The sequence below is a fragment of the Kribbella rubisoli genome (genome assembly GCF_004217145.1).
GTDB classification, from domain to species: Bacteria; Actinomycetota; Actinomycetes; order Propionibacteriales; family Kribbellaceae; genus Kribbella; species Kribbella rubisoli.
In genome coordinates this window covers 395,346-420,350 of the sequence record NZ_SHKR01000018.1, presented here as the reverse complement: position 1 = coordinate 420,350, position 25,005 = coordinate 395,346, and the positions used below count along the sequence as shown (strand labels likewise).

Here is a 25,005-nt window from a genome sequence, read left to right as displayed (position 1 = left end):
AGCACCGGACGGACCAATTTGCAGTCAACCCAGCAGGGCGACAGTCGGCGGACGAGCCACGGCGCCCAGAGCCCAACCATCATTAATGTCGGCGGCGTGTGATTGGGTTGTTCCAGTCGGTCATCGAGCTGGAGCAGAGTCGGATCAGAGCCGGAGGAGGCCCGGATGTATGCGGTCATCGACACTGAGACGACCGGCCTGCTGCCGGGCCATCGGCATCGGGTCATCGAGATCGCGGTCGTGCTGCTGGACGCCCGCGGGCAGGTCGAGCACGAGTGGGTGACGTTGCTCAATCCCCAACGTGACTTGGGGCCGCAGCACATCCACGGGATTCTCACGGCCGACGTGCTGGCGGCGCCGGAGTTCGCGGACATCGCGCGGCAGTTGGGGCAGTTGCTGGCCGGGCGGATGATTGTCGGGCACAACGTCGAATTCGATCTCGGATTCCTGCGCGCGGAGTTCGCGCGTCTCGGTGTCACGGTGCCGCTGATCACCGAGCGGTCGATGTGCACGATGGCGCTCGCCGGCTATCTCTATCCGGGTGCGAAGCGGACGCTCGGTGCTTGCTGCGCGGCCGCGGGCATCTCGATCGAAGGCTGGCACTCGGCGATGGCCGACACGCGAGCGACCGCTGAGCTGTTTTCCCACTACTTGAAGGCTTTCCCGTCCCCGCCGCCCTGGCAGTGGGCTTACGAAGAGGTACGTCGCTTGCCGTGGCCGGCGTTGCCGGGGACCGGCGTCGCTCCGACCGTTCGTCCGGTGCACGCCGGTGGACGTCACGGCTGGATGAGCCGACTCGTCGACCAGTTGCCACGGGTGCCCGAGCCGCCGCAGGCCGACTCGTACCTGGTCTTGCTCGACACGATCCTCGCCAACGGGGAGATCACGGCCGCGGACGCGGATCAGCTGGTGCAGGTGGCAACGGAGCTGGGGCTGACCCGCCCGCAGGTCGACAGTCTTCACCGCTGGTATGTGGCCGCGCTCGCGACGGCGTCCTGGGGCGACGGGACGATCACGCCGGATCAGCGCAACGATGTCGACCGGGTCGCGGTCATGCTCGGGCGACGCGCGGCCGACGTCGACGAGGCGCTGCTCCGCGCGAGCGCCGGGCAGTACGTCGTACCGGATCGTCCTGGGGCGCGCGGGTTTCCGCCGGGGAGCACGATGGTCTTCACCGGCGACATGGTCGAGCCACGCGAGGTGTGGTGGGACCGCGCGGTGGCGGCGGGGTTCGTTCCGCAGGAGGCAGTCCGGCCTGAGACGACGTTCGTGGTGGCTGCGGACGTCGACAGCCTGTCGGTGAAGGCTCGTGCGGCTCGCGAGTTCAACGTCCCGATCATCTTGGTGGACGATTTCCGCCGGCTGATTCCAGCCGACCAGCGCAAGGACGAGCGCAAGGACGAGCGCAAGGCCGGGTGAGGGTCAGGCGGTCAGGTGCTCCGGGTTCAGGAGGGCGTGGAGGGTCAGCCCGGCCTCGGTGAGTGGAGCCGGCGTCGTGAGGTTGCGGTTGATGACGCAGAGTGCGTCGGTGATCGTCGCGCCGAGAGCGCGGAGATCGTTGGTCGACAAAACGATCTGGCCACCGGTGGTGACGACGTCCTCGACGATCGTGACGCGGCGTCCCTCGATGTCGGCGCCCTCGGCCAGGCGACGGGTGCCGTACGGCTTCGCCGCCTTGCGGACGAACGCGCACGGCAGCCCGGTGTGGCGGCCCAGTGCGGTCACGACCGGTATGCCGCCCATCTCCAGTCCGGCCAGGACCTCAGTGCCCTCCGGGACGAGCGGGACCATGGCCGCGGTCACTTCGTCCAGCAGGACCGGATCGGCCTCGAACCGGTACTTGTCGAAGTACTCCGTGGTCGTCTGTCCGGACCGTAGGACGAACTCCCCGGTCAGGTGAGCTGTCGCGTAGATCCGCCGGCCAAGTTCCTCTAGGTGCACACCCGGCACCCTATCCGGCAACTACGCGAGGTCGTCCTCGTCCGGGAGGGGTTCGATCTCGAAGCGGAGTTGCTTGCCGGAGCGGATGCGTTCGATCGCGGACAGGCACGCCGGTTCGCTCATCTGGACGCCGATCTCGGCGAGCTTGTGCCGGAGCACCCGGGCCGCGTCCTCGGCGGAGCGGGCGCTGGACTCGTTGATCGCCTCGATGGTGGTGGAGGTGAGCTTCTCGCGGATGTCCGGGTGTGTCTGGTGGATCTCGTGCGTGATGCGGAACTCGGTCATCGCGACTCGCTCTCCCTTGTCCTCTGCGGGCCGATGGTGGAACCAGCGTAGTGTCCCGGGACCTCAGCTGAGCACGCGTCGGACGAAAGTCTCCAGACGGGTTGTGAGTCGCTCGGCGCGGACCTCCGCAGTAGCGGTCTCGCCCTGGGGCAGGTCGAGCTCGCGCAGACCGCGGATGTACAGCGAGCAGGCGAGATCGGCGCACATGTACATGCCGACGGTGTTCCCCTCGCGGCCGGCCGAACCGGCCCGGCGAGCGGCGAACAACGCGACGTCACTGACGTGGTGCGCGGTGTTGCACAGGTCGCAGAGTCCGGCGAACCGGCGCGCGGCTCCCGAGGTCTGGGTGCTGACCGCGATCCCGGTCACCCCGCCGTCGCGCTGGACCACCAGGTAGCCTCGGTTCGGCGCCTTGGCGTCGCGCCAGCCGAGGAAGTCCAGCGACTCCCAGGGCAGCTCGGTGAACCGTGAGGGCAGCGCGATCGCCTTCACCTGGCTCTTGGTCGAATTGACGAACGAGCGCCTGATCTCGTCGCCGCTGAGCGGTTCCACGACGGTCCTCCAGTTTCTCCGGCCACCTATGAGACCCGGTGCCACCGGTCAACCGCAACCGATTAACTCAGTTGCTGTTGGCAACAGTCAGCTGTCGGCGTACGACGCGGTCCGGGCCTCGTCGTGATTGCGGAGGTCGACGCCGAAGTCGACGGATGCCTTCAGCCGCAGCAGCAGCGAGACGACCTCCGCGCAGTCGGCGGGATCGCTCGAGCTGAGCATGAGCTCGGTCCCGCCCGTGTCGCCGGCGGTGAGCGTGAACGTCAGCGTGCGGCCGAAGTACTGCAAGCGGTAGAGCTCGTCCCGGACGGCCTCCTCGATCCGGCACTCGCCGGCGCGTCCGTCGCCGAGTCGGAACGAGATCACCCCGCCCGATTCCGGCGCCGACGTGGCCCAGAACCGCTCCCGGCCGAGCGCCGTACTCACCGCGCGATAGACGTCGTTCGGCCCCGACGCGCAGAACACCTTCCGCTCCACCGAACCCCCACTCTCTCCTCGATCGCGTCCATTCTCTGGCTCCGACAGGTCCACGAGATGAACACGCCGGGTCGGGGGTGGACTTCTGAGCGTCAAAGGTGAAATCTGTACTGTGTAAAGTTCAACTAATCATCTGGAGGAATCCGCGATGTCCAACGAGTACGCCGCACTGTCCGGCGACTACACCCTCGACGCGGCGCACACCCGGATCGGGTTCAGTGCCCGACACGCGATGGTGACGAAGGTCCGCGGTGCGTTCGACGAGTTCGAGGGCTCGTTCCACATCGACGGCGAGAACCCGGCGAACTCGTCCGGCAAGGTGACGATCCAGGCCAAGAGCATCAACACCCGCAACGGGCAGCGCGACGAGCACCTGCGCAGCAACGACTTCCTCGCGATGGACGAGCACCCGGAGATCACCTTCGTGTCGACCGCGGTCAAGCCGAGCGGTGACGGTGAGTTCGTGGTGTCGGGCGACCTGACGATCCGCGGCGTCAGCAAGTCGGTCGACGTGACGTTCGAGTACACCGGTACGGCGACCGACCCGTTCGGCAACCAGCGCGTCGGCCTCGAGGGCTCGGTCGTGGTCAACCGCAAGGACTTCGGCGTCAGTTGGAACGCGGCGCTCGAGGGCGGCGGCGTCCTGGTCAGCGACAAGGTCACGCTGGAGCTCGAGGTCTCGGCGATCAAGAACGCCTGACCGCCCGCCGCCCCCTTCGTCCGTCTCAGGGGTCAACCCCGGAGGTGGTCGGTTGCGGACCTGGATTCTCGGCGGCCAACCGTCCGTCTCAGGGGTTGACCCCTGAGACGGACGCCAACGGACGTCGCGGGGGTGGGGGTCAGGTGTGGCGACTCGTCTGGTGCAGGAGCGACTCGACGGCCTCGCGGAGTTCGGTGTCGTGGTGCGGTCCGGACCAGACGACGATGCGGCCCTTGTCACCGAGCCTGGTGGTCACCAGGTCGCGGGCGGGTGTGGGGTCGCCCTGGTTGAGCAGTACGACGAGACGCCGGCCGTCGCGCTGCAGGCGATCCAGCAGCGGCGGCAGCGTGGAACCGCGGAACGGCCCGGGGTCGCTCTTCACCTTGGTCTCGATCATCACGCCGCGGCCGCGCACCACGAGCAGGAAATCCGCGCGGTCCCGGGTGAATTCGCGATCGTGGTAGATCCGCGCCTTCGGCCACAGGCGTTGCAGCGCCGCGTCGACCTCGACGTCGTACTGGACGGCGAGACGACTGACGCGGGAGTTCGTCCGCCGGAAGGACTCCGGCGGACGACGGCCGCCGCACCATGTCGGCAGCCAACGGCGGAAACTCGTGTCGATCATCGGTGGACCCCAGACATACCCAGCCGGCACTTGGTGATGAGTGTTCCCGACTGCGGCCGGCGGAATCCGACGGCGCGCGATCGTGACCGCACTGGGACGAATCAGCAGGCGTTCGGGGTGGTGGTGCCGCCGTCGACGATCCAGCGGGACTGCTGGGGGAGGACGCGCATCTGATCCAGCCAGCGGGTCGGGGTGGTGTTCGGGAGGACGGAGTGGCCGCGGGAGTTCACCGTGCGAGCCGCGGAGGTGTCGTAGCAGGCGCTGACGATGACGCCGTCCGACGCGATGGTCCGCTGCGCCCACAAGACCTTCGTGGCGCCGGTGTTGTGCAGCCTCTTGGTCCGGAAGTACTTCGCCTGGGCGCTGATCGCCAGGTACATCTTCGGCGTCATCACCTGCTGCAGTTGCGTCGTCTTGCCGCCCCCGCTGCGCATCATCGCGTCGAGCGCGATCCGGTATGCGTAGTACGCGTTGACCACCGGGTCGTCGGAGCCCGCGGCCGCGGCCGCCTCGTCGGTGAGACTCGGGCGAGCCGCCTTCTGGGCGGCAGGTGCCGCGTTCGCGACGCCGGCGTCGGTGCCGCAGCCGGGAACGAGCAAAACCGGGATCAGCGTGGCGGCCACCGCCAGGTTTCGCATGCGCATGGTGTCCAGTACCTCCTGTTGGGCGCGGCCTCGCCGCTCGTGCCGTCGGGCAGCCCAGCGAGCCGTATCCGCCGTCCGGCACTGACCGTGTAACGTCGAGACACGCATCGTGGTCACTGTGACCTAGATCACAGCCGACCCCCTACCGGAGTACTGATCGCCGGTTGGCTCCGTGGCTGGATGTGCCGGGAGCGTCCGACTTCTAGCCTCTATCTCAGGACCTGAGACTCGAGGAGACACGATGACGGACACACTCAGCCGCCACTCGGCGGACGCAAAACCGGCCGGCGGCAGGGCGCGGCAGCTCGCCCGGTCACTAGCTAGGTCGCTGGCGTACGACGCGGTGCTGGCGCCGGTCAGTGCCCAGACGCTGGCGGACGCGATGCTCGGCGAACCGCAGGCGGCCGGGCGGCGCTGGCGCAGGCGGGCGGCGTACCGCCTCGGTTGGCGCGGTCTGGTCGCCACAGGACGGGCCGACGAACCCACGGCCGGTGTCGTGTTCGGGTACGGGCTCATCAGCGCGGTGCTCGGGCTGATGAGTTGGTTCCTGATGCTGCTGGTGGTCATGGCTGTGGTGCGCGGGCCGTTCTGGGGCTTCGTCGACCATGGCTCGATCGAGCCCGGTACGTGGGGCGAGCCGACGCGGGCCGGTGCGTGGACGGCGCACGGGCTCATCGCCGTACCGTGCATCGTCGGGTTCCTGTTCGTGCTGCGGGGGATCGCCGCGCTGCAGGCCCAGCTGGTCCGGCCGCTGTACGGACTGGCGGCCCGGAAGTGGGTGCTTCCGGCAACTATCGTGCTGGCGGCCGGCGGTCTGGCGTTCTTCTGGTCATGGATCGAGCAACTGTGAGTAGGGTCCAACCGTGAACAAATGGCCGCGCGGGCGGTGGGCCTGGGCTGCGGCGCTCGGGGTCGCGGCACTGCTCGTCCTGACGGTCATGGATCTCGGGCAGCACTACGAGGTACAGCTCGGCGCGGTGCTGGCACTCGCTCTCGCGCGGGCGCTGGCCTTGGGCCTGGTGTGGCTGCGGCCCCGGGCGGCGATGCTGGTCTCGCTCATCACGACAGCCGTCACCGCGGCGGTGACGACGCCGGTCAGCTCGAGTGAACCGTGGCCCTGGGGTACTACGGCAGCGTTCGGCCACTCGTTCGTCGTCGCGATCGCAGGCGCCCGTGGACTCGGCCGGCGTGAGCAGGTCGGGTGGTGGGTCGCGACGCAGGTGGTAGGCGTGGTCGCTGTCGAACTGGCGCCGGACCGCGGCAGCTGGCGCGGTCTGATCACCATGGCGATCCTCTCGGCCGTGGCGATCGTGGTGGGCGACCTGATCCACACCCGCGGTCAGACGAACAGGCGGCTGGCCGAGCAGGAGACCATCACCAAGGCCGAGCGCGCCGAGCGGGAGCGTCTGCAGGAGCGGGCCCGGATCGCTCGCGAGCTGCATGACGTCGTGGCGCACCACCTGTCCGTTGTGGTCGTACGCGCGGACAGTGCGCCGCACCGGCTGGTCGACGTACCGGAGAACGTCCGTGAGGAGTTCACCGAGATCGCCAACGCAGCACGTGTCTCATTGACGGAGATGCGTCGAGTACTGCGTGTGTTGCGCGAGCCGGTCCAGCAACCGCCGATGGGGGAGCTGGGGCCGCAGCCTGGACTGGTGGAGCTCGCTGACCTCGTCGAGAGCACGCGCCGGGCTGGTGCGGACGTGCGGCTGACAGGTGAGGTGCCAACCGGCTTCGACCAGACCGTCGAGCTGACGGCGTACCGGGTTGTGCAGGAGGCGCTGAGCAACGCAGTACGGCATGCACCGCACGCAGCAGTGGACGTGTCGGTCAAACGGAGCGGTGGCGAGCTAGAGGTCACTGTGCACAACACGAAGCCGCCGGGCAGTCCTACGCCGGCTCCGGGCAGTGGTCATGGGCTGACGGGGATGCGTGAGCGGGTGGCACTCGTGGAGGGGACAGTGAGCGCTGGGCCGACCCCTGAGGGCGGTTATCTGGTGCAGGCGATCATTCCGGTCGGGCAGGAGGTGGCGAGTGGCGATCACGGTCATGGTGGTTGACGACCAGGAGATGGTGCGGGCCGGGTTCAGCGCGTTGCTCGACGCGCAGCCTGATCTTCAGGTTGTCGGACAAGCTGGCGACGGCGCCCAAGCGGTCGAGTTGGCCGCCGAGCTGAGACCCGACGTGATCCTGATGGACGTACGCATGCCGGTCCTCGACGGCCTCGCCGCGACCCGGCGCATCCTGGCCGGCTCGGCGCCGGGCGGGCCGCCGCGAGTCGTGATGCTGACGACGTTCGACCTCGACGACTACGTGTACGCCGCACTCCGTGCCGGTGCGAGCGGGTTCTTGCTGAAGCACTCCACTCCGGACGAGCTGGCCGCCGCAGTGCGGGTCGTGGCCGCCGGCGATGCGCTGCTCGCTCCGTCCGTCACCCGTCGGCTCGTGGAGGACTTCGCGCGAGCGCAGCCCGTCGTACCGATCGCTCCGGTGCATCTGACGCCGCGGGAGACCGACGTACTGCGGCTGGTTGCTCGCGGACTGTCCAACCGGCAGATCGCTGACGAACTGGTGCTGGCCGAGCAGACGGTGAAGACGCATGTCAGCAACATCCTGACCAAGCTGGACCTGCGAGATCGTGCCCAGGCGGTTGTCTACGCCTATGAGGCAGGCGTGGTGACCCCAGGTCCGCGACACTAGGGCGATGGACGTTCTCGAACGCGTACGCCGCCTCTGCCTGGCGATGCCCGAGGCGACCGAGCGGCCGAGTCACGGTGAGCCGACCTGGTTCGTGCGCGACAAGAAGGTGTTCGTCATGTACGCCGACCATCACCACGACGACCGCCTCGGTGTGTGGATGGCAGCACCGCCCGGTGTGCAGGAGGCGCTGGTTGCCGAGGACCCGGAGCACTTCTACCGGCCGCCGTACGTCGGTCACCGGGGCTGGCTCGGGGTCTACCTGGACGTGAACGTCGACTGGGAGCACTTCGAGGACCTGGTCGAGAACGCGTTCCGCCAGATCGCACCGAAGACGCTGATAGCCCGGCTGGACGAGGTCTAGTCGTTCAACGGCACCGAGGTCTGCGGGAGGATGGCGATCTCCTTGCTCCAGCCGGCAGCGTGCTCTGGTGCGTCCCATTCCCAGTCCGTGATCTGTCTGGTGCTCCGTCGACCGAAGACGGCCCGGAAGAGTTCATAAGAGCTGGTGTTGGCTACAGCGGTCGGACCGTCGGAGTTGACCGAGTAGGTGCCGTCCGGAGTGACGACTGTCAGCGGGCCAGGCTCGTCGAGCATCCAGTCCAGTGCGGCCAGCCAGAGCTCAGTGGGCGGCCGTCCGCTGCCGATAGCTCCGTGCAGGTCGGCTTCATGGACCGCGGCGTCGACGTACGGGTTGCAGACCAGCGGATGCGATGTGGTGCCTTCGACGATCAGCTTCTCCAGTAGCGGTCCGACGGTCGCCCACTCGTCCAGTACCTCCGCCAGCGGAAGGTTGCGACGCATCTCGACCTGTACTGCGGTCCACGGCGGACGTGGTGCACCGATGACGTTGCCGACCACGAAGTCGGCCGCCACGCCGGTCAGGTGCGAGACCAGACTGTGCACGCTCCACTGCGGGCAGGCGGGCACCTGTCGGTCCAGGTCGTCCAGGCTGAGGTCGCGGACCGCGTCTGCCATCCGTTCGCGCCCCGCGTGGTAGAGCTCGGCACTTCTCGCTGCGTCCATCACGTCTACATTGCACCGATAGGGTGACGCGATGGGCAAGGGCGAAGCTGGTCCGGTCGGTCAGAAGCTGGCGATTGCACTGGCGTTCGGGAGCTCCGCCGCCGTGATGGTGCTCGAGCTCGTGTCGCTCCGGCTGGTCGCGCCGTACATCGGGCTGACGCTGGAGACGAACACCGCGGTCATCGGTGTCGCACTGGCTGCGATCGCGACCGGTGCGGCTCTCGGCGGCAAGTTCGCGGACGTGGTGCCGCCGCAGCGGACGCTGGGCCCGCTGATCCTGTTCGGTGGCGCACTGGTGATGCTGATCCTCCCAGTGGTTCGGTGGACCGGTCAGGCGCTCGCCAACGACATGGTGTTTCTCGTGCTCGCCGTCACGCTCTTCGCGCCCGCCTCGCTGCTGGCAGCCGTCACGCCGATGGTGACCAAGCTGCGGCTGTCCACTCTGGAGCAGACCGGCACGGTCGTCGGCAGACTGTCCGCGTACGCGACTGTTGGCGGCATCGTCGGCACCGTGCTCACCGGGTTCGTCTTCGTCGCCACTGTCCCGATCAGCACGATCATCCTGACGCTGGGCGCCGCACTGGTGGTTGTCGGTGCCGCACTGACGTTCCTGCTGCGTGGGGTGCAGGCAGCAGTGAAGCCGGTCGCTCTGGCGGTGATCGGTGCCACGCTGACCGTGGTCGCACCACGTCCTTGCGAGGTCGAGACGGCGTACCACTGCGCCCGCGTGGTGGCGGACCCCGGTCGTGAGGGCGGTCGGACGCTGTACCTGGACCAGCTCCGGCACTCGTACGTCGACCTGGACGACCCGACCTATCTGGAGTTCGAGTACATCAAGAACTTCGCTGCGGCGATCAACGGCAGCTGGGCCGAGCAACGGCCGCTGGACGTGCTGCACGTGGGCGGTGGCGGGCTGACGATGCCGCGGTACCTGACAGCGACCCGACCAGGCAGCAAGCACCAGGTGTACGAGATCGACCCTGCGGTGGTGGAGCTCGACAAGAAGGAGCTCGGCGTACAGACCGGACCGGACCTTGCCGTCACCGTCAAGGACGGCCGGCTCGGCGTTCGGGACGAGGTGACGGACAGCCGGGACCTGGTCCTCATGGACGCGTTCAGCGGGCAGTCCGTCCCGTGGCACCTCACGACCCGCGAGCTGATCACCGACGTACGCCGTGTGCTCCGGCCGGACGGGGTCTACCTGATCAACGTCATCGACCACGGACCGGCGCGCTTCGCGAGGGCTGAGGTCAGGACGCTGCAGGCTGTCTTCCCGTACGTCGGGCTGATCGTGCGCAAGAGCGGGACCGGCGGGAACTTCGTCCTGATCGCGTCCGACCGGCCCCTCGACGTACCTGCAATCAGCAAGCGGCTGGAGCCGGGGATGGAGCTCCAGGACAACCCGGCTGCGTTCGCCGGGAACGCACCAGTGCTCACCGACGACTACGCGCCTGTGGACCAGTTGCTCACGCCGTACGGTCAGTGACGCTCTTGTGGTTGCATGTGGTCATGCACCCACGCGCAGGCCAGCCAGCTCAGCCCGAGGACCTCGTCGACGTCGATGCCATGCTGGCGGCGTACGACGACATCACGCCGGACGTGGACAATCCGGCCCAGAGGGTCGTCTTCGGTACGTCGGGGCATCGCGGCTCGAGTCTTGACGGCGCCTTCAACGAGGCGCACATCCTGGCGATCACCCAGGCCGTCTGCGAGTACCGGGCCGGTCAGGGTACGACGGGACCGCTGCTCGTCGGGCGGGACAGTCACGGCCTGTCGGAGCCGGCCTGGCGCACGGTGCTCGAGGTGCTGGCCGGCAACGGCGTACAGACGCTCGTGGACAGCGCGGACCGGCTCACGCCGACCCCTGCGGTCTCGCATGCGATCCTGCGGCTCAACCGCGGCGCCGGAGCGGATGCGGACGGCATCGTCATCACGCCGTCGCACAACCCGCCGCGTGACGGCGGCATCAAGTACAACCCGCCGCACGGCGGCCCGGCCGACTCCGACGCGACCAAGTGGATCGCCGACCGTGCCAACCAGCTGATCGCCGGCGATAACCGCGAGGTACGCCGTACGCCGTTCGAACAGGCCCGTCAGCACGCGGGCGACTACGACTTCGTCGGGCACTACGTCGACGACCTGCCGTCGGTGGTCAACCTGGCCGCGGTCCGCGACGTCGGCGTGAAGATCGGCGCCGACCCGCTGGGCGGTGCGAGTGTCGACTACTGGTCCGCGATCGCTGAGCGGCACGGTCTCGACCTGACCGTGGTGAACCCGCGGATCGACCCGGCCTGGTCGTTCATGACGCTGGACCACGACGGCAAGATCCGGATGGACTGCTCCTCGCCGTACGCGATGGCCTCGCTCGTTGCGCAGCGGGACAAGTACGACGTGGCGACCGGGAACGACGCGGACGCGGACCGGCACGGCATTGTCACGCCAGACGCCGGACTGATGAACCCGAACCACTACCTGGCTGTCGCGATCTCCTACCTGTTCAGCAACCGCCAGTGGGGTGCGGACGTCGCCGTCGGCAAGACGCTGGTGTCGTCGTCGCTCATCGACCGCGTGGTCGCCGACCTGGGTCGTCGGCTCTGGGAGGTGCCGGTCGGCTTCAAGTGGTTCGTGCCTGGGCTGGTAGACGGCTCGGTCGGCTTTGGTGGCGAGGAGTCGGCTGGAGCGAGCTTCCTGCGCTTCGACGGCACAGTGTGGACAACGGACAAGGACGGCATCCTGTTGGCGTTGCTGGCGAGTGAGATCACCGCCGTGACAGGTGAGACGCCGTCACAGGCCCACGCCAAGCTGGTGGAGCGATTCGGCGCGTCGGCGTACTCACGGGTGGACGCGCCCGCCACTCGTGAGCAGAAGGCCAAACTGTCTGCTCTGTCCGCAGATGCGGTCACAGCGACCGAGCTGGCCGGTGAGCCGATTGTGGACCGGCTGACGAAGGCACCGGGCAACGGTGCCGCGATCGGCGGGCTGAAGGTCACCACCGAGTCGGCGTGGTTCGCTGCGCGCCCGTCCGGGACCGAGGACCTCTACAAGATCTACGGCGAGTCCTTCAAGGGCGCCGAACACCTGGAGCAGGTCTTCGAACAGGCCCGGGACGTCGTGTCCGAAGCACTGGCCTAACGCACGAAGGCGTCCAGCAACCGCTCCAGATCCGCAGCGGGATCCTCAGTGATCCCGCTGTGGATCGGCCCGGGATGTACGACGGTACTGCGAGGCGCAGCCAACCAGCGGAACCGCTCGCTGATCGTGGTGCCCGCAGCCGGCCCGCCAGCAGGCTCTCCAGCGCAGACAGCCCGGATCTGATCCAGCGACGCACAGACCACGTCAACGTCGACGTTCGGGTCCAGGGCCATCAGGCGTTCCGGCTTCACATCCCATCCGGCACCCAGGTAGTCCAGCGCCCGGCAGTAAAGCACCGCGCCCACGTTGATGAACTCGCCCCGCTGGATCCTCGGCGCAGCCCGCAGAATGACGTAGTCGAAGGGACTCATCGAGCACCTCCGGGCACCCAAGCCGACCGCTGGTCGAGCCGAGCCAATAGATGTCCGAGATACCGCTCCCGATCACCAGGCTCGATCCACTCGTCCGGCACCAGGGCGATGACCTCCTCGAGCAGCGACGGTGTGATGGCCGCGGCCAACTCGGCGTCCACCTTCGCCACCCCGGGCACCGCAACGGAGAAGACGTGGTCCGAGGCGTCGTACGGTAACGAAGCGAACTTCTCCGCGGACATCCACGAGTGATGGAAGTACAGCGCCGCGCCGTGGTCGATCAGCCACAGGTTCTTGTGCCACACCAGCAGGTTCGTGTTGCGCCACGACCGGTCCACGTTCGCCACGAACGCATCCAGCCACAGGATCCGCGCCATCGCCTCGTCACCGGGGTTGCCCGCCGAGCCGTCGTACCCGAAGGAGCCCGGCAGGAAGTCGACGGCCAGGTTCAGGCCGGCGCTGCGGATCAGCAGCTCCTGGATCTCGAAGTCCGGCTCGGACCTGCCGATCGCGGGGTCGAGCTGGATCAGTTTCAGCTCCGGCACCCGCAGGCCGAGGCGGCGGAACAGCTCCCCGACGATCACCTCGGCCACCAGCGCCTTCGGGCCCTGGCCGGCGCCGTGGAACTTGATCACGTAGGTGCCGAGATCGTTGCCCTCGACAACACCAGGCAACGACCCGCCCTCACGCAACGGCAGCACGTACCGGGTCGCGGTAACAACAGGCAGACTCACGCCGGAGAGCTTAGGCCATGGGTACCTGGCCGGCGTGAGGGTTCCGTCGTTCGGAGTAGAAGAAGAGCTCCTGCTGGTTTCCGCCACCGGCAATCCGCTGCCACGCAGCAAGGCCGTCGTGGCTGACCTGCCAGATGTCGAGCTGGAGCTGACGCGCGCCATGGTGGAGATCAATTCACCGGTCTGCGCAACTGCGGCTGAGCTGCGGGGGCACCTGTCGGATATGCGTGCCAAACTCGCCCAGGCCGCAGCAGACGAAGGCGCACGGTTGCTGGCGATCGCAGTGCCTCCACAGGGTGACGCGGCGCAGCCGATCACCAGAAAGGCGCGCTACCAGGAGCTGGAGCAGCGGTGGGGGCTGCTGGCGCGTGAGCAGGGCGTCTGCGGGTGCCACGTCCACGTCGAGGTCCCGGACAAGCAGGCCGCCGTCAGAGCCAGCAATCACGTACGGCCATGGCTTCCGACGCTCCTGGCCCTCACTGCGAACTCTCCGATCTATCTGGGCCGTGACACCGGCTTCGCGAGCTGGCGGTGGCTGATGACGACCAGGTGGCCGTGCGCCGGCCCACCGCCGTACCTGGAGTCGTTGGAGCACTTCGACGCGCTCGTGAGCATGCATCTGGCCGCAGGCACGCTCATGGACGAGCAGATGGTCTATTGGGACATCCGTCCGTCGTCGCACTTGCCGACGGTGGAGGTGCGCGTCAGCGACGTACCGCTGAGCGTTGACGAAACCGTCCTGCTGGCCACGCTGATCCGCGCACTGGTGATGACAGCGCTGGAGGACGGCGGCCAGGGGCCGAGGCTCGAGCCCGAGGTACTGCGGGCCGCGTACTGGCTGGCTGCCCGCGACGGACTCACCGCCAATGGTCTGGACGTCCGCACTGCCGAGCCGCTGCCGATGGCCGAGGTCCTGCAAAGGCTGCGGCGACACGTCGAACCAGCGCTGCGAGAGCTCGACGTCGTGGACCTGGTTGACGACGGACTGCGCCGTGCGCTCACAGACGGCAACGGCGCGGTCAAACAGCGCAAGGCGTTCCGTGAGGGCGGAGACTTCACCGCCCTCACGGAGGTCAGGCCCTAGCCGCGGAGGAAGTCCTCCAGTCCGTGCAGGTCGTCGGTGTTGATGTAGTCGACGTTCGCGGCGACCAGTTCGCGCCACAGTGCCTCGCGGGCAGCGCCCGGAGTGTCGGGGGTCTCCCAGAAGCGGACCTTGTAGCCGGCGTGGTGTGCGCTGATCACAATGTCGTGCAGCTTGGTCCTCTCGGCCTCCGGCATCGGACCGACGCCACGCCAGGTGAACACGTTGGACCAGTTGTCGCTGACCAGCGGCATCAACGACGCCGGCATGCCGGACTGCAGGTCTCCAAGCCGGCCGTCGTACCCGGCGTACCGGATCTTCTGGGCCTTCAGGTCGTCCAGCGGGCGGTTGCCGCTGATGACGGACGTGACGGCGCCTTCGTGCACGCGACCGTTGACGAAGACTGTGCTGATCCCGCGGTACTTCGCCAGCGCCTTGTCGACGGCGGCGTACGTCGACGGGCCGTCGCTCTTGATGTCGATGAGCAACTGGAAGTCCTGACCGTGCTTGTACACCTGCCCGTGGTTCTGCCGGACCTGGTCCGCGAGCGGCTTGAGGTACAGGCTTTCCAGGTTGCGACCGGGCTTGGCGTCAGCGAGGTCGTGTGCGACGCGCAGCTCACCGTCGACCAGCCACACGTCCGCCTCGACGCTGTTGAACCCACGGTCCAGCGCATCCTGCAACGGCCGCCGGTGGTCGTAGTCGTTGTGCGCATGCGCCGACGGCAACGCCCGTACGGCGGGGGCGTCGTACGACGGGGGGAGCGGGATGCCTTCGGACCGTACGACGTCGCGCACGCGGTCCGGGTAGTCGCTGATGATGCCGTCGACGCCCTGGTCGACGAACCACTTGACGGTGGCCGGGTCGTCGACGGTCCACGGGACGACCTTGAGGCCGGCCTTGTGTGCCGCCTTGACGGTGGCCTTGGTGAAGTACGGACGGAACGCCGGATCGGTGATCTTGCCGCCCTGCGGGAACCCGTCGACCGGCGAGATCGCGGACGCGCCGAAGGACTTGACCGCCTTGATCGGGTCGCCGCCGAAGTCGTCGATGTCGATACCGCCCAGCCACGGCGACTTGCCGGGCTTGCCGACCTGCAGGAAGTCGAAGTTGTCCAGCGCGACCAGCGGCAGCTGCGGCATCACCTGGTGCATCCGCATCAGCGAGCCCCAGTCGAAGCTCTGGATCGTCACCTGGCGGGCGATGTTCGCCTTACGGATCTCACTGGCGACCACCTGGACGAACTGCTCACGCGGCGCGGTCTCCGTCGGCGCGCCGGCCTCGACCTTGGTCTCCACGTTCAGCTTCACGCCGTACGCGCGGTAGCGGTGCACGAGCGCGAAGATGTCGCGCAGCTCCGGCATCCGGGCGCCCGGATCGGGCTGCTGCTCCGGGAAGTTCGCTTGCAGCAGTGAGCCGCAGTCGAGCTGCTTGACCTGCTTCAGCGACAGCGTGTTGATGAACTTGCCGACGTAGGGGTACTCCGGGTCGCCCGGGGTGTACGGCGCGGTGTCGCGGCACTTCTTGCCGTCGACCTTGCGGTCGTGGGTCACGACGGCGTACCCGTCCTGGGTGATCTGCACGTCGAGCTCGAGCGTGCTGACGCCGAGCTCCAGACCGTGCGAGAACGACGCGATCGTGCTCTCCACGGTGAGCCCGAGGCCGCCACGGTGGGCCTGGATGTCGAAGTCGCCACGGTGGGCGGCGGCCGGGGCGGCCGGAAGCAGCAGTCCGGCGATCAGCGCGCACGGAAGCAGTGCGCGGGGAAGGCGGCGCATGAGGGGGTTCCTTCCGGAGGGGGCGGGACATTCCTGAGGCTGTCTGCCATAGGAATACCCATCTCCCCGCGAAGGTAGCCAACAAGTGACCAATCCCCTACGGAGCGGAACCGATCCGCCGTACCGACTGACTCTCCGCAGTGATCGCGCCGTCCTTGAAGGCCTTGTCCAGCGTGCCTTCGGTACGCCGGGTGAGCGTGATGTCCACGGGACAGGTCGTCGTGGTCCCCGGTGTCGGTGTGGTCGCGAGCGGTCTGATCGACCCGACGGGGATGGACACCGACGTACGGCCGGGCTCCAACTGCAGGCTGCCCGTCTGGATGCACTGCCCGGTCCACGTGAGGACAGACGGCAGCTGCGACGGTTGGCTCTCGAAACGCACCGAAACGGCGGACCGGCGCGAGTACGTCGTACCGGCGAGCGGACTGGTCAACCGCACGCGCTCGGGAAGCTTGACCATGGACTGCGGTGCCGCATCGTCACCGCTGCCGCGCTTGAGGCTGAAGGTGATCTCGGTACCCGGATCGACCACGCCGTCCAACTGCCCGGTGTAGTCGGTGACGCCGGCCGACCGGTGGTGCTTCAGATCGACGTCCTTGCCCCCACCACTCGCCTCGATCGACTCACCGTCACCCATCTCGACAAACGTCAACGTGCCAACGCGAAACGAGGCACTCACGTCAGTGGCGTCGGTCGACTCGGGCAGCGTGACCACGTAGTCGGCGGTGATTCCGCTGGTGCGAATGTCCTTCGAATCGACCGTCGAGCAGCCGGCAAGGACGAGCAGAACGGTGAGGGCGGCAATCCGTTTCACAGTCCGGGAAGCTAGCAGCGCAGAGGTCTACTCGTATTGGAGAGCTTCGAGTGGATCGAGTTTGGCGGCCCGGCGGGCCGGCCAGATCGCGGCGAAGATCCCGACCACCACCGAGACGACGGCAAAGATCACCAGCTGGGCGACCGGAATCGTGAACGAGATCTCGTCCAGCCGTGCAGCCAGGAGCGAGGCGAGCACCAGACCGAGGACGATCCCGATCACCGCGCCGATCAGCGCCGTGATCACGCTCTCCTGCCTGATCATCTTCTTCACCTGGCCGCGGGTCAGGCCGATGGCGCGCAGCATGCCGAGCTCGCGGGTCCGCTCGAAGACCGTCAGCACCAGCGTGTTGACGATGCCGAACAGGCTGACCAGCACCGACAACGCGAGCAGCACGTAGAGCACGTTCAGGATGCTCTTGATGCCGTCGGTCTGCGCCTTCTTGAACTCGTCCCGGGTCAGCGCCTTGGCATTCGGGAAGGTGCTCAGGGCATCGTTCAGGGTCGCGGTGTTCGCAGCCGTGACGCCGCCGCTCATGTTCACGAAGGTGTAGAGATTCAGCGGCTGCGAGGTCGTCGCGTCGAACGTCGCCGTCGAGATCGTCACGTTGCCGAACGGCGAGCCGCCCGCCGGCGGCCGGAAGACTCCCTTCACCTCGAGCTGCAGGGTCTTCCCGGTGGCGGTCTGCATCGGGAAGCGCGACCCGAGCACGAGCGCGTGGCTGTCGGCGTACGCCGCATCGACGATCGCACCGTCGGCGCCGAGCTCACCGAGTGACGCCTGCGATCCGGAACGCCAGTCGAAGGTGAGCAGCTCCGGAGCCTGTGGGTCGACGGCGGTGATCGTGATCGTCTTGCCGAACGCCTTCGCCTCGCCGCCGCGCACACTGGTCACCTTGTCGACCCCGGGCACCTTCGCGATCTCGGCTGCGACCGGTGGCGGCAGCGGGCTGAAGTTGTTCTGGGCGGTGATCGCGTAGTCGGCGCTGAAGATCCCGTCGACCGCCTGCTCGAACGGCCTGATCAGACCCGCGCCCAAGGTGGCGACCAGCGTGACCAGGGCCAGCCCGATCATGAGCGCCGCCGCGGTGGATGCGGTCCGATGTGGATCCCGCCGGCTGTTCTGGCCGCCGATGGCCACGGCCGGACCGTCGGGCAGGACGCCGGGGAACTCGGTGCGCCGGCCGAAGAGACGACGTACCAGCCACAACGGAACCAGGAAGAACGGCCAGATCAGTGCGGTCAGTACGACGACCGACCAGCGTGCGATCGGATCGGACACCGTGGCCAGTGGCCGGACGAGCCGGGCGGAGAACAGAGCGATGCCGATGAACAGCAGCAACACCCCGGCGCCGAGCAACACCAGCAGAGTCTTGGTCGACAGTCCGTCGGCGAACAGCCCGACCAGCACGAGCGCGATCCCACCCACGGCGAGCAAGGCGGCGCCTACCGGCCGATAGCGATTCAACCGTCCGGGCGCCAGCGTCGCGCCCTCGCGGACGGCCGCGATCGGCGGCACCCGGGTCGCCCGCCACGCCGGCCGCAGACTCGCCAGGACGGTGACGAGAACGCCGACGATCAGCGCGACCACGATCGTCCGGGTCTGGAACACCAAACCGTTGTTCGGCAGTGTGAAACCGACCGCGTCGAACAACTTGAACAACCCGGTCGCGATCGCGAGCCCGAGGAACAGTCCGGCCACCGACGCGACGAAACCAGTCACCAGCGCCTCGAGCACGACCGTGCCGAGCAACTGACGGCGCGAGGCGCCGAGGGTGCGCAGGGTCGCGAACTCACGGGTTCGCTGGGCGATCGTGATCGACAGCGAGTTCGCGATCACGAACGATCCGACGAACAAGGCGATCCCGCCGAAGACCAGCAGGAACGTCTGCAGGAAGCTCAGGAAGCTCGACGTACCGGCCGCGTCTTCCTTGGCCTGTTCGTCGGCGGTCCGGACCTGCGTCGCCGCGGGCAGGATTCGCCGTACGGCCTCGAGCATCTGCTGCTCGCTCGTTCCGGACTTGGTCGCGATCAGGATCTGGTCCAGCTTGCCGGTCTTGTCGAACAGTTGCTGCGCGGTCCCGAGGTCGAAACCGGCCAGCGTCGCGCCGCCGATCGACGACACCGCACCGAACTCGACCAGCCCGGAGATCTTCATCTGCTCGGCTGCACCGCGAGCCTGTACACCGATCGTGTCGCCGGTCGTGAATCCCTTCTCCTTGGCGGTTTTCGTGTCGATCACGACCTGATCGCCCGTCGGCCAGGCTCCCGACACGAGGGTGAGCGAGTTGAACTGGGGCAGCGCCGGGTCGACGCTGAAACCGAGGTTCGGGGCGCCGCCGAAGACGATCGACTTGCCGTCCTTGCCGATCAGCTGCGCCTCGCCGCTCACCGCGCCGCCGGCCGCACCGACCTCGGGCAGCCCGCGGACCGTCGCGAGCAGACCCGCGTCGAACGGCGGGGCCGGCACCGTCCCGTCCTCGGACGCGTCGATCGCGTTCTTGCCGGTGATCGCGGCGTCGGTGTTCTTGTAGTTCTGGGTGAAGATCGAGTCGAAGGCGGACGTGATCGAATCGGTCAGCACGTAGGTGCCCGAGATCAGCGCGACCCCGAGGACGACGCCGATCGCGGTCAGTGCTGTCCGCAACTTGCGGGCCAGCAGACCCTGGAGCGCGAACTTGATCACTGCAGATCCAGGGTATCGATGATCTGCAGGATCTCGTGCTGGTTGGACCGGCCGGTCTCCTTCACGATCTCGCCGTCAGCCAGGTAGAGAACCCGGTCGGCCATCGCAGCGGCCTTGGCATCGTGCGTCACCATGACCGTGGTCTGGCCGTACTCCTCGACCGAGGAGCGCATCAGCGACAGGATCTCGCCGCTGGTCCGGGAGTCGAGGTTGCCGGTCGGCTCGTCGGCGAACACCACGGTCGGCCGCGAGACCAGGGCCCGCGCGATCGCGACCCGCTGTTGCTGGCCGCCGGACAGTTCGGCCGGACGGTGCTCGAGGCGGTCGGCCAGACCGACCCGGTCGACGAGAGTGTCGAAGAACTCCTGATCCGGCTTCGTGCCGGCGATCGTCAGCGGCAGCAGGATGTTGTCGCGCGCGGTGAGCATCGGTAGCAGGTTGAAGAACTGGAAGATGAAACCGATGTGCCGACGGCGGAGCTTGGTCAGCGCGTCGTCACCGAGCGTCGTGATCTCGATACCGTCGATCTTGACCGAGCCGGATGTCGGCCGGTCCAGCCCGGCCAGGATGTGCATCAGCGTCGACTTGCCCGACCCGGACGGTCCCATCACCGCGGTCAGCTGACCGGGCTCGATCCGTACGCCGACACCGCGCAGCGCGTGCACCGCGGTGTCGCCTTCGCCGTAGACGCGGACGAGGTCCTTCGCGTCCACAACCTCGACGACTTGAGTGACTGTCCCCTCCATTGCCGATCGCCCTCCCTGGCTGATCAGCGGCCAACCCCCAGTAGACCGGTCGACAAACTGCCTCTGAGTCTGCCCTCGTTCGGTCTCGATCGACAGGGGGTTATCCCCGGAACCAACCCTGAACGGCTCAGATCCAGCCGCGGCGGGCGGCGTGGAACCCGAGCTGGAGGCGGGTGTCTGCGGAGACGAGGTCCATGAGCGCTCGGACGCGGCGCTGGACCGTCCGCATGGACAGGTTGAGCTGGTTGGCTACTGCCTGGTCGGTGAGGCCTGCGAGGAGTAAGCCGAGGATGCGGGCGTCCAGGTCGGGCAGACCGTCCGTGGGGCCTTCCACCATGCCGTTCGTGCCCAGTACGAGCGGGAGCCCGTCGCGCCAGACGCGGTCGAACAGCGCGAGCAGGGCGTCGAGCATGCCGCTGCTGTGCACGATGAGCGCACCGATGCTGCTGCCGGCTCCTGACAGCAACGGCACCAAGGCGATCCGCCGGTCCACGATCAGCAGCCGCATCGGAAGCTCCTGTACGACGCGGACCTCCTCGCCGGCGTTCAATGAATCGGATGCGGCAGCGAAGAAGCCGGGGCGGTTGAACGCGCTCCGCTCGATCAGCACGCGGTACCGCACTCCTCGGGTGACCGCGGCGTCCTCCTCCTTGTTGTCCTCCGGGGGCACGACCGCGATCTGTGCCTTGACGAAGCCGAGCACCTCTTCCCGCGCCGACATCTGCAGCTGTGCGAAACGCTGCCCGACCGCATGGGCTCCGCGCACCACGTCCACCACGTCGCTGACCGACCGCTCGGTGTCCGTACCGCGGTAGACCTCCGCCAGCGATTCGATCTCGCGCTGCGCTCTTCGCAGCTCCTCTTCGCGCTGCACCGCCAGCGCAGCCAGAGCGACCGACGGCGGCGAGGCGACGTACCGGTCCGAGCTGCCGCTGGACCTCGCAGCCAGGCCGAGCGTCTCCAACGCGGTGAGCGAGCGGGCGGCCTCGATCGGGTGGCAGCCGAGTCGGGCGGCGAGCTCGGCAGCGTCGTACGACGGCACCTCGACGAGGGCGCGGTACGTCAGTTCTTCGGAGTCATCCAGTCCGAGCACGTCGAGCACGATGCCTCCCGGTGGGCGGGGGAGTGGGAGTCAGGGCCTGGCGGGTAACCGCATTGTCGCAATCTTGCCATCACCTGCCCATCCTTCGCTGGCGGTTTTACGATGAACTCGTCCCCATGCGCAAAGCCTTCCTAGGCGTGGCTCTCTCCGCCCTTCTCGCCCTCACAGTCACTCCCGCGGCCACTCCAGCAACCGCAGCGCCGCCCAAGCCCTCCCTGCCGGTGCAGGTCGACGGCACCAAGTCCGTCACGCTGATCACCGGCGACAAAGTGCAGGTGTCACCGGCCGGCTCCGGCCGCAGCAACGTGCGCTTCTTTCCTTCGAACGCAGCCGACTCCGGCTACGAGACGCGGACCGTCGGCAAGGACCTGTACGTCGTACCCGACAGCGCTGCTCGTCTCGTCAACAGCGGCAAGGTGGACCAGGCGCTGTTCAACGTGAGCGGTCTGATCCGGCAGGGGTACGACGACTCGTCCACTGACCAGATCCCCGTCATAGCGACGTACAAGCCGACCGCCCGCGCCGCGCAGCAGGCTGTGCCCACCGGCTCCACCCGCACCCGGACGCTGTCGTCTGTCAGCGCTGCGGCGTTCAGGACCGACAAGACGCGTGCTCACGACACGTGGAAGGCTCTGTCGACCGGTCGGGACGTCCAGAAGCTCTGGCTCGACCTCAAGGTGCACAAGACCCTCGATCAGAGCGTTCCGTACGTCGGAGCCCCGCAGGCCTGGGCCGCCGGGTACGACGGTACCGGTACGACTGTCGCCGTACTGGATTCAGGTGTCGACGCAGAACACCCGGACCTGGTCGGTGCGGTCAAAGAACAGAAGAACTTCACCGACAGCCCGGATGTGGCCGACCACGACGGTCACGGCACCCACACCTCTTCCACAGTCGCCGGTCGCGGTGTCGCCTCCAACGGCCGCAACAAGGGCGTCGCCCCGGGCGCACAACTGCTGTCCGGCAAGGTCCTGAACGACTCCGGCAGCGGTGACCTCTCCTGGATCATCGCCGGGATGGAATGGGCCGTCGCCGAAGGCGCCGACGTGATCAGCATGAGCATCGGTACGTCGGAGCCGGTCGACTGCACCGACCCGATGGCGGCCGCCGTCGACCGGATCAGCGCCGAGTCCGGCGTACTCTTCGTCGTTGCTGCAGGCAACCTTGGCGGACCGGCCGAGGCGATCACCAGCCCGGGCTGCGCCGCTTCTGCAATGACCGTGGCAGCCACCGACCTGACGCAGACCACCGCGGACTTCTCCAGCCGCGGCCCGGTCCTCGCGAACCATGCCGTCAAGCCCGATATCGCAGCGCCCGGCGTGGATATCACGGCCGCACGGGCAGGCGGGCGCGGCGACTCGGCGTACGTCGACATGAGCGGTACGTCGATGGCCACGCCGCATGTTGCGGGTGCGGCGGCGATCCTGAAGCAGGAGCACCCGAGCTGGACCGGCCGGCAACTGAAGGCGGTCCTGCAGAACTCGGTGCGCGCGGAGAGCAAGGTCGGCATCTACGAGCAAGGCGCCGGTGAGCTGAACGTCGCACAGGCAGTGACGCAACAGGTCACTGGTCCGGCCACGACCGATCTCGGCACGTTCGCCTGGCCGCACACCTCTGGCCAGAAGGTCACCAAGCAGCTCACCTACCGCAACGACGGAACCGATCCCGTCACGTTGACCGTCACGGCTGATGCCCGCGGCAACAACGGGAAACCGTTGCCGTCGTCCCTGATCAGCTTCGGCAAGTCACTGACCGTCCCGGCCGGTGGAACCGCCGATCTGCCCGTCACCATCGATCCGTCCAAGGCGATCGACTACGGGCTGTACGGCGCGATCAGCACGCGCGTGGTTGTCAAGAGCAACAGCGGCCAGACCGTCGTGACCCCGCTCGGGTTCTACCTCGAACCGCAGTACGTCGATGTCACGTTCAAGCTGATCGACCGCGACGGCAAGCCGGCCACGTCGATCTCCTCGCTGGACGTGTTCGACCTCGACAGCATCGCCGCACAGCGGGTCGGCTTTGCCGGCGCGGACCAGACGTTGCACCTGCGAGCAGGCACCTACTCGCTGGCCGCAACGATCGCGCACGACGGCACCGACGGGTTCGTCGACTCGTACGCGTTCCTCGGTGATCCCGAGATCACGCTCACCAAGAACACCACGATCACGTACGACGCCCGCACCGCCGCTGAGGCGAACGTGACAACGGACAGGCCGACGCAGCGCAAGGCCGGCAGCCTGACCTACGGGCGGGTGATCGACAACTGGATCCTGTCCTCGAGCCGGAGCTACGGCACCACGGTGAAGTCGATCTACCTCGGTACGACGTCGAAGGCCCGTCGCGGGACGTTCGAGGTCGTCGAGGGCTGGCAGTACGCATCGCCGGCCGGTGCGAAGTCGCCGTACCTCTACAGCCTGGCGTTCACGCATGAGCAGCAGGTGAAGGGCAAGCCGACGCATCGGGTCCGCGACCGCGACCTGGCAACGATCGACGCGACGTACTACACACCGGGCAAGGACTACACGTACTCCGAGTACGTCGACGTGTGGCGACCGTGGAGCATCAACCTGATCCCGACCGGTGATCGCGGATCGGTCGTGGCGCCGACGCGTGTACAGCACCTCGTCACGGCCGACAAGGACACCAAGGTGTCGCAGATGGTCGGGCACGCGGACTCGATGGCGTGGCCGTTCGCGACGCTCATGACATCGACAGCGACGGCGTACAAGGCGGGAAGCCGGCACAGCGAGAGCTGGTACAAGGCCGGGTTGCGACCGGGGCTGGTGACCGATCAGACGACCGGCGAGAAGTACGCCCCGGCCGCACGTGACGGCAACACGATCTGGAGCAACTTCGCCGGCTGGGCGGACACGCAACCGGGTCACTTCTCGTCACAGGGCTTCCTCGACCTCGGCGGAACCGAGCTGTTCGCGAACGGCGTCTCGCTGGGGGAGTACGGGTACTACGGCCAAGGTGTGTGGGACGTGCCGGCCGCAGCGAGCGATCTCGAGCTGAAGTACAACCTGATCCGCTGGCAGCGCGGCGACTACAAGTGGGAGTCACCGTCGACGGTCGAGACGCGGTGGAAGTGGCGCAGTTCGTCGGCGGACGCGGGTAAGCCGCTGCCGCTGCTGTTCCCCGACTACGACCTGCCTGTCGACCTGCACGACCGCGCGCCGCGGGTGCCCGCGTTCCCGGTCACGATCACCGCGGAGTCAGGCCAGTGGTACACCGCCGGCCGCTTCACGTCGGCCCGGGTTACTGCGTCGTACGACGACGGCGCGACCTGGACGGCTGTGCCGACCGTCAACCTCGGCACGAAGGCGATTGCGCTGGTCAACAACCTGAAGGCGACGTCGTTCGTCACGCTCAAGGTCGAGCTGACCGACACCCATGGGAAGTCGGTGACGCAGACGCTCGACCACTTCTATCCGGTGGTGAGTTAAAGGGTGCCGGACCGGGAAGCGCCTCACGGCGCGAGGCCGCTCGTAGCGGCTATTTTTGGGACCCGGGGCTTGCACCGGCCCGACACCTCGAACAGTGTAACCGGTGCCCAAACCCCTTGTCCTGTTGGGATCTCGGGCCGCGAGACCGTATAACATCCGAACGCGCCGG

General features: G+C 67.7%; 24 protein-coding genes. 10 read left to right on the top strand and 14 right to left on the bottom strand.

Annotation, left to right across the window (positions count from 1 at the left end; translation table 11 throughout):
• The first annotated feature begins 165 nt into the window (after window positions 1-165).
• Window positions 166-1,419 carry an exonuclease domain-containing protein gene (locus EV645_RS40080; protein ID WP_130450212.1) on the top strand — a complete coding sequence of 418 codons (1,254 nt, stop codon included), beginning with the start codon at window positions 166-168 and terminating at the stop codon, window positions 1,417-1,419.
• A gap of 3 nt (window positions 1,420-1,422) precedes the next feature.
• Here the strand turns inward: EV645_RS40080 and EV645_RS40075 are convergent, their stop codons facing one another.
• From EV645_RS40075 to EV645_RS40060, 4 genes are all read right to left on the bottom strand, one after another.
• Window positions 1,423-1,941, bottom strand: coding sequence for an orotate phosphoribosyltransferase (locus EV645_RS40075; protein ID WP_130450211.1), 519 nt, complete (start codon window positions 1,939-1,941; stop codon window positions 1,423-1,425).
• A gap of 21 nt (window positions 1,942-1,962) precedes the next feature.
• Window positions 1,963-2,226: a hypothetical protein gene (locus tag EV645_RS40070; RefSeq protein WP_130450209.1), complete on the bottom strand. Its 264-nt coding sequence runs from the start codon at window positions 2,224-2,226 to the stop codon at window positions 1,963-1,965.
• 63 nt (window positions 2,227-2,289) lie between these two features.
• Complete coding sequence (locus EV645_RS40065; protein ID WP_130450207.1) at window positions 2,290-2,778, bottom strand: FBP domain-containing protein; 489 nt, start codon at window positions 2,776-2,778, stop codon at window positions 2,290-2,292.
• A gap of 87 nt (window positions 2,779-2,865) precedes the next feature.
• On the bottom strand, window positions 2,866-3,255 hold the full coding sequence (locus EV645_RS40060; protein ID WP_130450205.1) for a hypothetical protein: 390 nt from the start codon (window positions 3,253-3,255) through the stop codon (window positions 2,866-2,868).
• Window positions 3,256-3,403: 148 nt separating this feature from the next.
• Here EV645_RS40060 and EV645_RS40055 point away from each other — a divergent pair, with 148 nt between their 5' ends.
• A complete protein-coding gene (locus EV645_RS40055; RefSeq protein ID WP_130450203.1) occupies window positions 3,404-3,955 on the top strand; it encodes a YceI family protein in 552 nt (183 codons plus the stop codon).
• A gap of 139 nt (window positions 3,956-4,094) precedes the next feature.
• Here EV645_RS40055 and EV645_RS40050 read toward each other — a convergent pair whose 3' ends face one another.
• Window positions 4,095-4,580: a hypothetical protein gene (locus EV645_RS40050; RefSeq protein WP_242000949.1), complete on the bottom strand. Its 486-nt coding sequence runs from the start codon at window positions 4,578-4,580 to the stop codon at window positions 4,095-4,097.
• Window positions 4,581-4,681: 101 nt separating this feature from the next.
• Window positions 4,682-5,224, bottom strand: a complete 543-nt coding sequence (locus tag EV645_RS40045; RefSeq protein ID WP_130450201.1) for a hypothetical protein — start codon at window positions 5,222-5,224, stop codon at window positions 4,682-4,684.
• A gap of 241 nt (window positions 5,225-5,465) precedes the next feature.
• On the opposite strand from EV645_RS40045, the gene EV645_RS40040 reads away from it, so the two are divergent.
• Genes EV645_RS40040 through EV645_RS40025 form a run of 4 tightly spaced genes read left to right on the top strand, consistent with a single transcriptional unit; the run spans window position 5,466 to window position 8,285 of the window.
• The gene (locus EV645_RS40040; RefSeq protein ID WP_130450199.1) at window positions 5,466-6,074 is read left to right on the top strand and encodes a hypothetical protein; all 609 of its coding nucleotides are present in this window, start codon (window positions 5,466-5,468) and stop codon (window positions 6,072-6,074) included.
• A 13-nt stretch (window positions 6,075-6,087) separates the two neighbouring features.
• The gene (locus EV645_RS40035; RefSeq protein ID WP_130450197.1) at window positions 6,088-7,284 is read left to right on the top strand and encodes a sensor histidine kinase; all 1,197 of its coding nucleotides are present in this window, start codon (window positions 6,088-6,090) and stop codon (window positions 7,282-7,284) included.
• A complete protein-coding gene (locus EV645_RS40030) occupies window positions 7,274-7,924 on the top strand; it encodes a response regulator (protein ID WP_242000958.1) in 651 nt (216 codons plus the stop codon). The genes EV645_RS40035 and EV645_RS40030 overlap by 11 nt, the downstream gene beginning before the upstream one ends.
• A 4-nt stretch (window positions 7,925-7,928) precedes the next feature.
• On the top strand, window positions 7,929-8,285 hold the full coding sequence (locus tag EV645_RS40025; protein WP_130450193.1) for an MmcQ/YjbR family DNA-binding protein: 357 nt from the start codon (window positions 7,929-7,931) through the stop codon (window positions 8,283-8,285).
• Here the strand turns inward: EV645_RS40025 and EV645_RS40020 are convergent.
• Window positions 8,282-8,947 carry a maleylpyruvate isomerase N-terminal domain-containing protein gene (locus EV645_RS40020; protein WP_130450191.1) on the bottom strand — a complete coding sequence of 222 codons (666 nt, stop codon included), beginning with the start codon at window positions 8,945-8,947 and terminating at the stop codon, window positions 8,282-8,284. The two genes, EV645_RS40025 and EV645_RS40020, sit on opposite strands and share 4 nt — an antisense overlap.
• A 31-nt stretch (window positions 8,948-8,978) precedes the next feature.
• Between EV645_RS40020 and EV645_RS40015 the strand changes: the two genes are divergently transcribed.
• Window positions 8,979-10,433: a fused MFS/spermidine synthase gene (locus tag EV645_RS40015; protein ID WP_130450189.1), complete on the top strand. Its 1,455-nt coding sequence runs from the start codon at window positions 8,979-8,981 to the stop codon at window positions 10,431-10,433.
• A 23-nt stretch (window positions 10,434-10,456) separates the two neighbouring features.
• Entirely contained in the window at window positions 10,457-12,079 is a 1,623-nt protein-coding gene (pgm, locus tag EV645_RS40010; protein ID WP_130450187.1) for a phosphoglucomutase (alpha-D-glucose-1,6-bisphosphate-dependent), read from the top strand.
• Here pgm and EV645_RS40005 read toward each other — a convergent pair.
• Both EV645_RS40005 and EV645_RS40000 read right to left on the bottom strand, forming a co-directional pair.
• Complete coding sequence (locus EV645_RS40005) at window positions 12,076-12,450, bottom strand: DUF3037 domain-containing protein (protein ID WP_130450185.1); 375 nt, start codon at window positions 12,448-12,450, stop codon at window positions 12,076-12,078. The genes pgm and EV645_RS40005 overlap by 4 nt on opposite strands.
• A complete protein-coding gene (locus EV645_RS40000) occupies window positions 12,447-13,184 on the bottom strand; it encodes a HipA family kinase (protein WP_130450183.1) in 738 nt (245 codons plus the stop codon). Before EV645_RS40000 ends, EV645_RS40005 begins: the two co-directional genes overlap by 4 nt.
• A 34-nt stretch (window positions 13,185-13,218) precedes the next feature.
• Here EV645_RS40000 and EV645_RS39995 point away from each other — a divergent pair, with 34 nt between their 5' ends.
• Window positions 13,219-14,268: a carboxylate-amine ligase gene (locus tag EV645_RS39995; protein ID WP_130450181.1), complete on the top strand. Its 1,050-nt coding sequence runs from the start codon at window positions 13,219-13,221 to the stop codon at window positions 14,266-14,268.
• Here the strand turns inward: EV645_RS39995 and EV645_RS39990 are convergent.
• The 5 genes from EV645_RS39990 to EV645_RS39970 form a co-directional block, all read right to left on the bottom strand.
• Window positions 14,265-16,043 carry a glycerophosphodiester phosphodiesterase family protein gene (locus EV645_RS39990; RefSeq protein WP_130450179.1) on the bottom strand — a complete coding sequence of 593 codons (1,779 nt, stop codon included), beginning with the start codon at window positions 16,041-16,043 and terminating at the stop codon, window positions 14,265-14,267. The two genes, EV645_RS39995 and EV645_RS39990, sit on opposite strands and share 4 nt — an antisense overlap.
• Window positions 16,044-16,140: 97 nt before the next feature.
• Window positions 16,141-16,857, bottom strand: a complete 717-nt coding sequence (locus EV645_RS39985) for a hypothetical protein (RefSeq protein WP_130450177.1) — start codon at window positions 16,855-16,857, stop codon at window positions 16,141-16,143.
• Window positions 16,858-16,884: 27 nt separating this feature from the next.
• Window positions 16,885-19,542, bottom strand: coding sequence for an ABC transporter permease (locus tag EV645_RS39980; RefSeq protein WP_130450175.1), 2,658 nt, complete (start codon window positions 19,540-19,542; stop codon window positions 16,885-16,887).
• A complete protein-coding gene (locus EV645_RS39975) occupies window positions 19,539-20,288 on the bottom strand; it encodes an ABC transporter ATP-binding protein (protein ID WP_130450173.1) in 750 nt (249 codons plus the stop codon). The genes EV645_RS39980 and EV645_RS39975 overlap by 4 nt, the downstream gene beginning before the upstream one ends.
• 127 nt (window positions 20,289-20,415) lie before the next feature.
• A complete protein-coding gene (locus EV645_RS39970) occupies window positions 20,416-21,390 on the bottom strand; it encodes a helix-turn-helix domain-containing protein (RefSeq protein ID WP_198682168.1) in 975 nt (324 codons plus the stop codon).
• A gap of 116 nt (window positions 21,391-21,506) precedes the next feature.
• Between EV645_RS39970 and EV645_RS39965 the strand changes: the two genes are divergently transcribed.
• Window positions 21,507-24,836, top strand: coding sequence for a S8 family serine peptidase (locus EV645_RS39965; RefSeq protein WP_130450169.1), 3,330 nt, complete (start codon window positions 21,507-21,509; stop codon window positions 24,834-24,836).
• The last annotated feature ends 169 nt before the right edge of the window (window positions 24,837-25,005 follow it).

Excerpts from the sequence above, each read along its gene's own strand:
- EV645_RS40080 (WP_130450212.1), top strand. The coding sequence starts at position 166 with ATGTATGCGGTCATCGACACTGAGACGACCGGCCTGCTGCCGGGCCAT.
- EV645_RS40070 (WP_130450209.1), bottom strand. The coding sequence starts at position 2,226 with ATGACCGAGTTCCGCATCACGCACGAGATCCACCAGACACACCCGGAC.
- EV645_RS40055 (WP_130450203.1), top strand. The coding sequence starts at position 3,404 with ATGTCCAACGAGTACGCCGCACTGTCCGGCGACTACACCCTCGACGCG.
- EV645_RS40050 (WP_242000949.1), bottom strand. The coding sequence starts at position 4,580 with ATGATCGACACGAGTTTCCGCCGTTGGCTGCCGACATGGTGCGGCGGC.
- EV645_RS40045 (WP_130450201.1), bottom strand. The coding sequence starts at position 5,224 with ATGCGCATGCGAAACCTGGCGGTGGCCGCCACGCTGATCCCGGTTTTG.
- EV645_RS40040 (WP_130450199.1), top strand. The coding sequence starts at position 5,466 with ATGACGGACACACTCAGCCGCCACTCGGCGGACGCAAAACCGGCCGGC.
- EV645_RS40030 (WP_242000958.1), top strand. The coding sequence starts at position 7,274 with ATGGTGGTTGACGACCAGGAGATGGTGCGGGCCGGGTTCAGCGCGTTG.
- EV645_RS40025 (WP_130450193.1), top strand. The coding sequence starts at position 7,929 with ATGGACGTTCTCGAACGCGTACGCCGCCTCTGCCTGGCGATGCCCGAG.
- EV645_RS40020 (WP_130450191.1), bottom strand. The coding sequence starts at position 8,947 with ATGGACGCAGCGAGAAGTGCCGAGCTCTACCACGCGGGGCGCGAACGG.
- EV645_RS40015 (WP_130450189.1), top strand. The coding sequence starts at position 8,979 with ATGGGCAAGGGCGAAGCTGGTCCGGTCGGTCAGAAGCTGGCGATTGCA.
- pgm (WP_130450187.1), top strand. The coding sequence starts at position 10,457 with ATGCACCCACGCGCAGGCCAGCCAGCTCAGCCCGAGGACCTCGTCGAC.
- EV645_RS40005 (WP_130450185.1), bottom strand. The coding sequence starts at position 12,450 with ATGAGTCCCTTCGACTACGTCATTCTGCGGGCTGCGCCGAGGATCCAG.
- EV645_RS39990 (WP_130450179.1), bottom strand. The coding sequence starts at position 16,043 with ATGCGCCGCCTTCCCCGCGCACTGCTTCCGTGCGCGCTGATCGCCGGA.
- EV645_RS39975 (WP_130450173.1), bottom strand. The coding sequence starts at position 20,288 with ATGGAGGGGACAGTCACTCAAGTCGTCGAGGTTGTGGACGCGAAGGAC.
- EV645_RS39965 (WP_130450169.1), top strand. The coding sequence starts at position 21,507 with ATGCGCAAAGCCTTCCTAGGCGTGGCTCTCTCCGCCCTTCTCGCCCTC.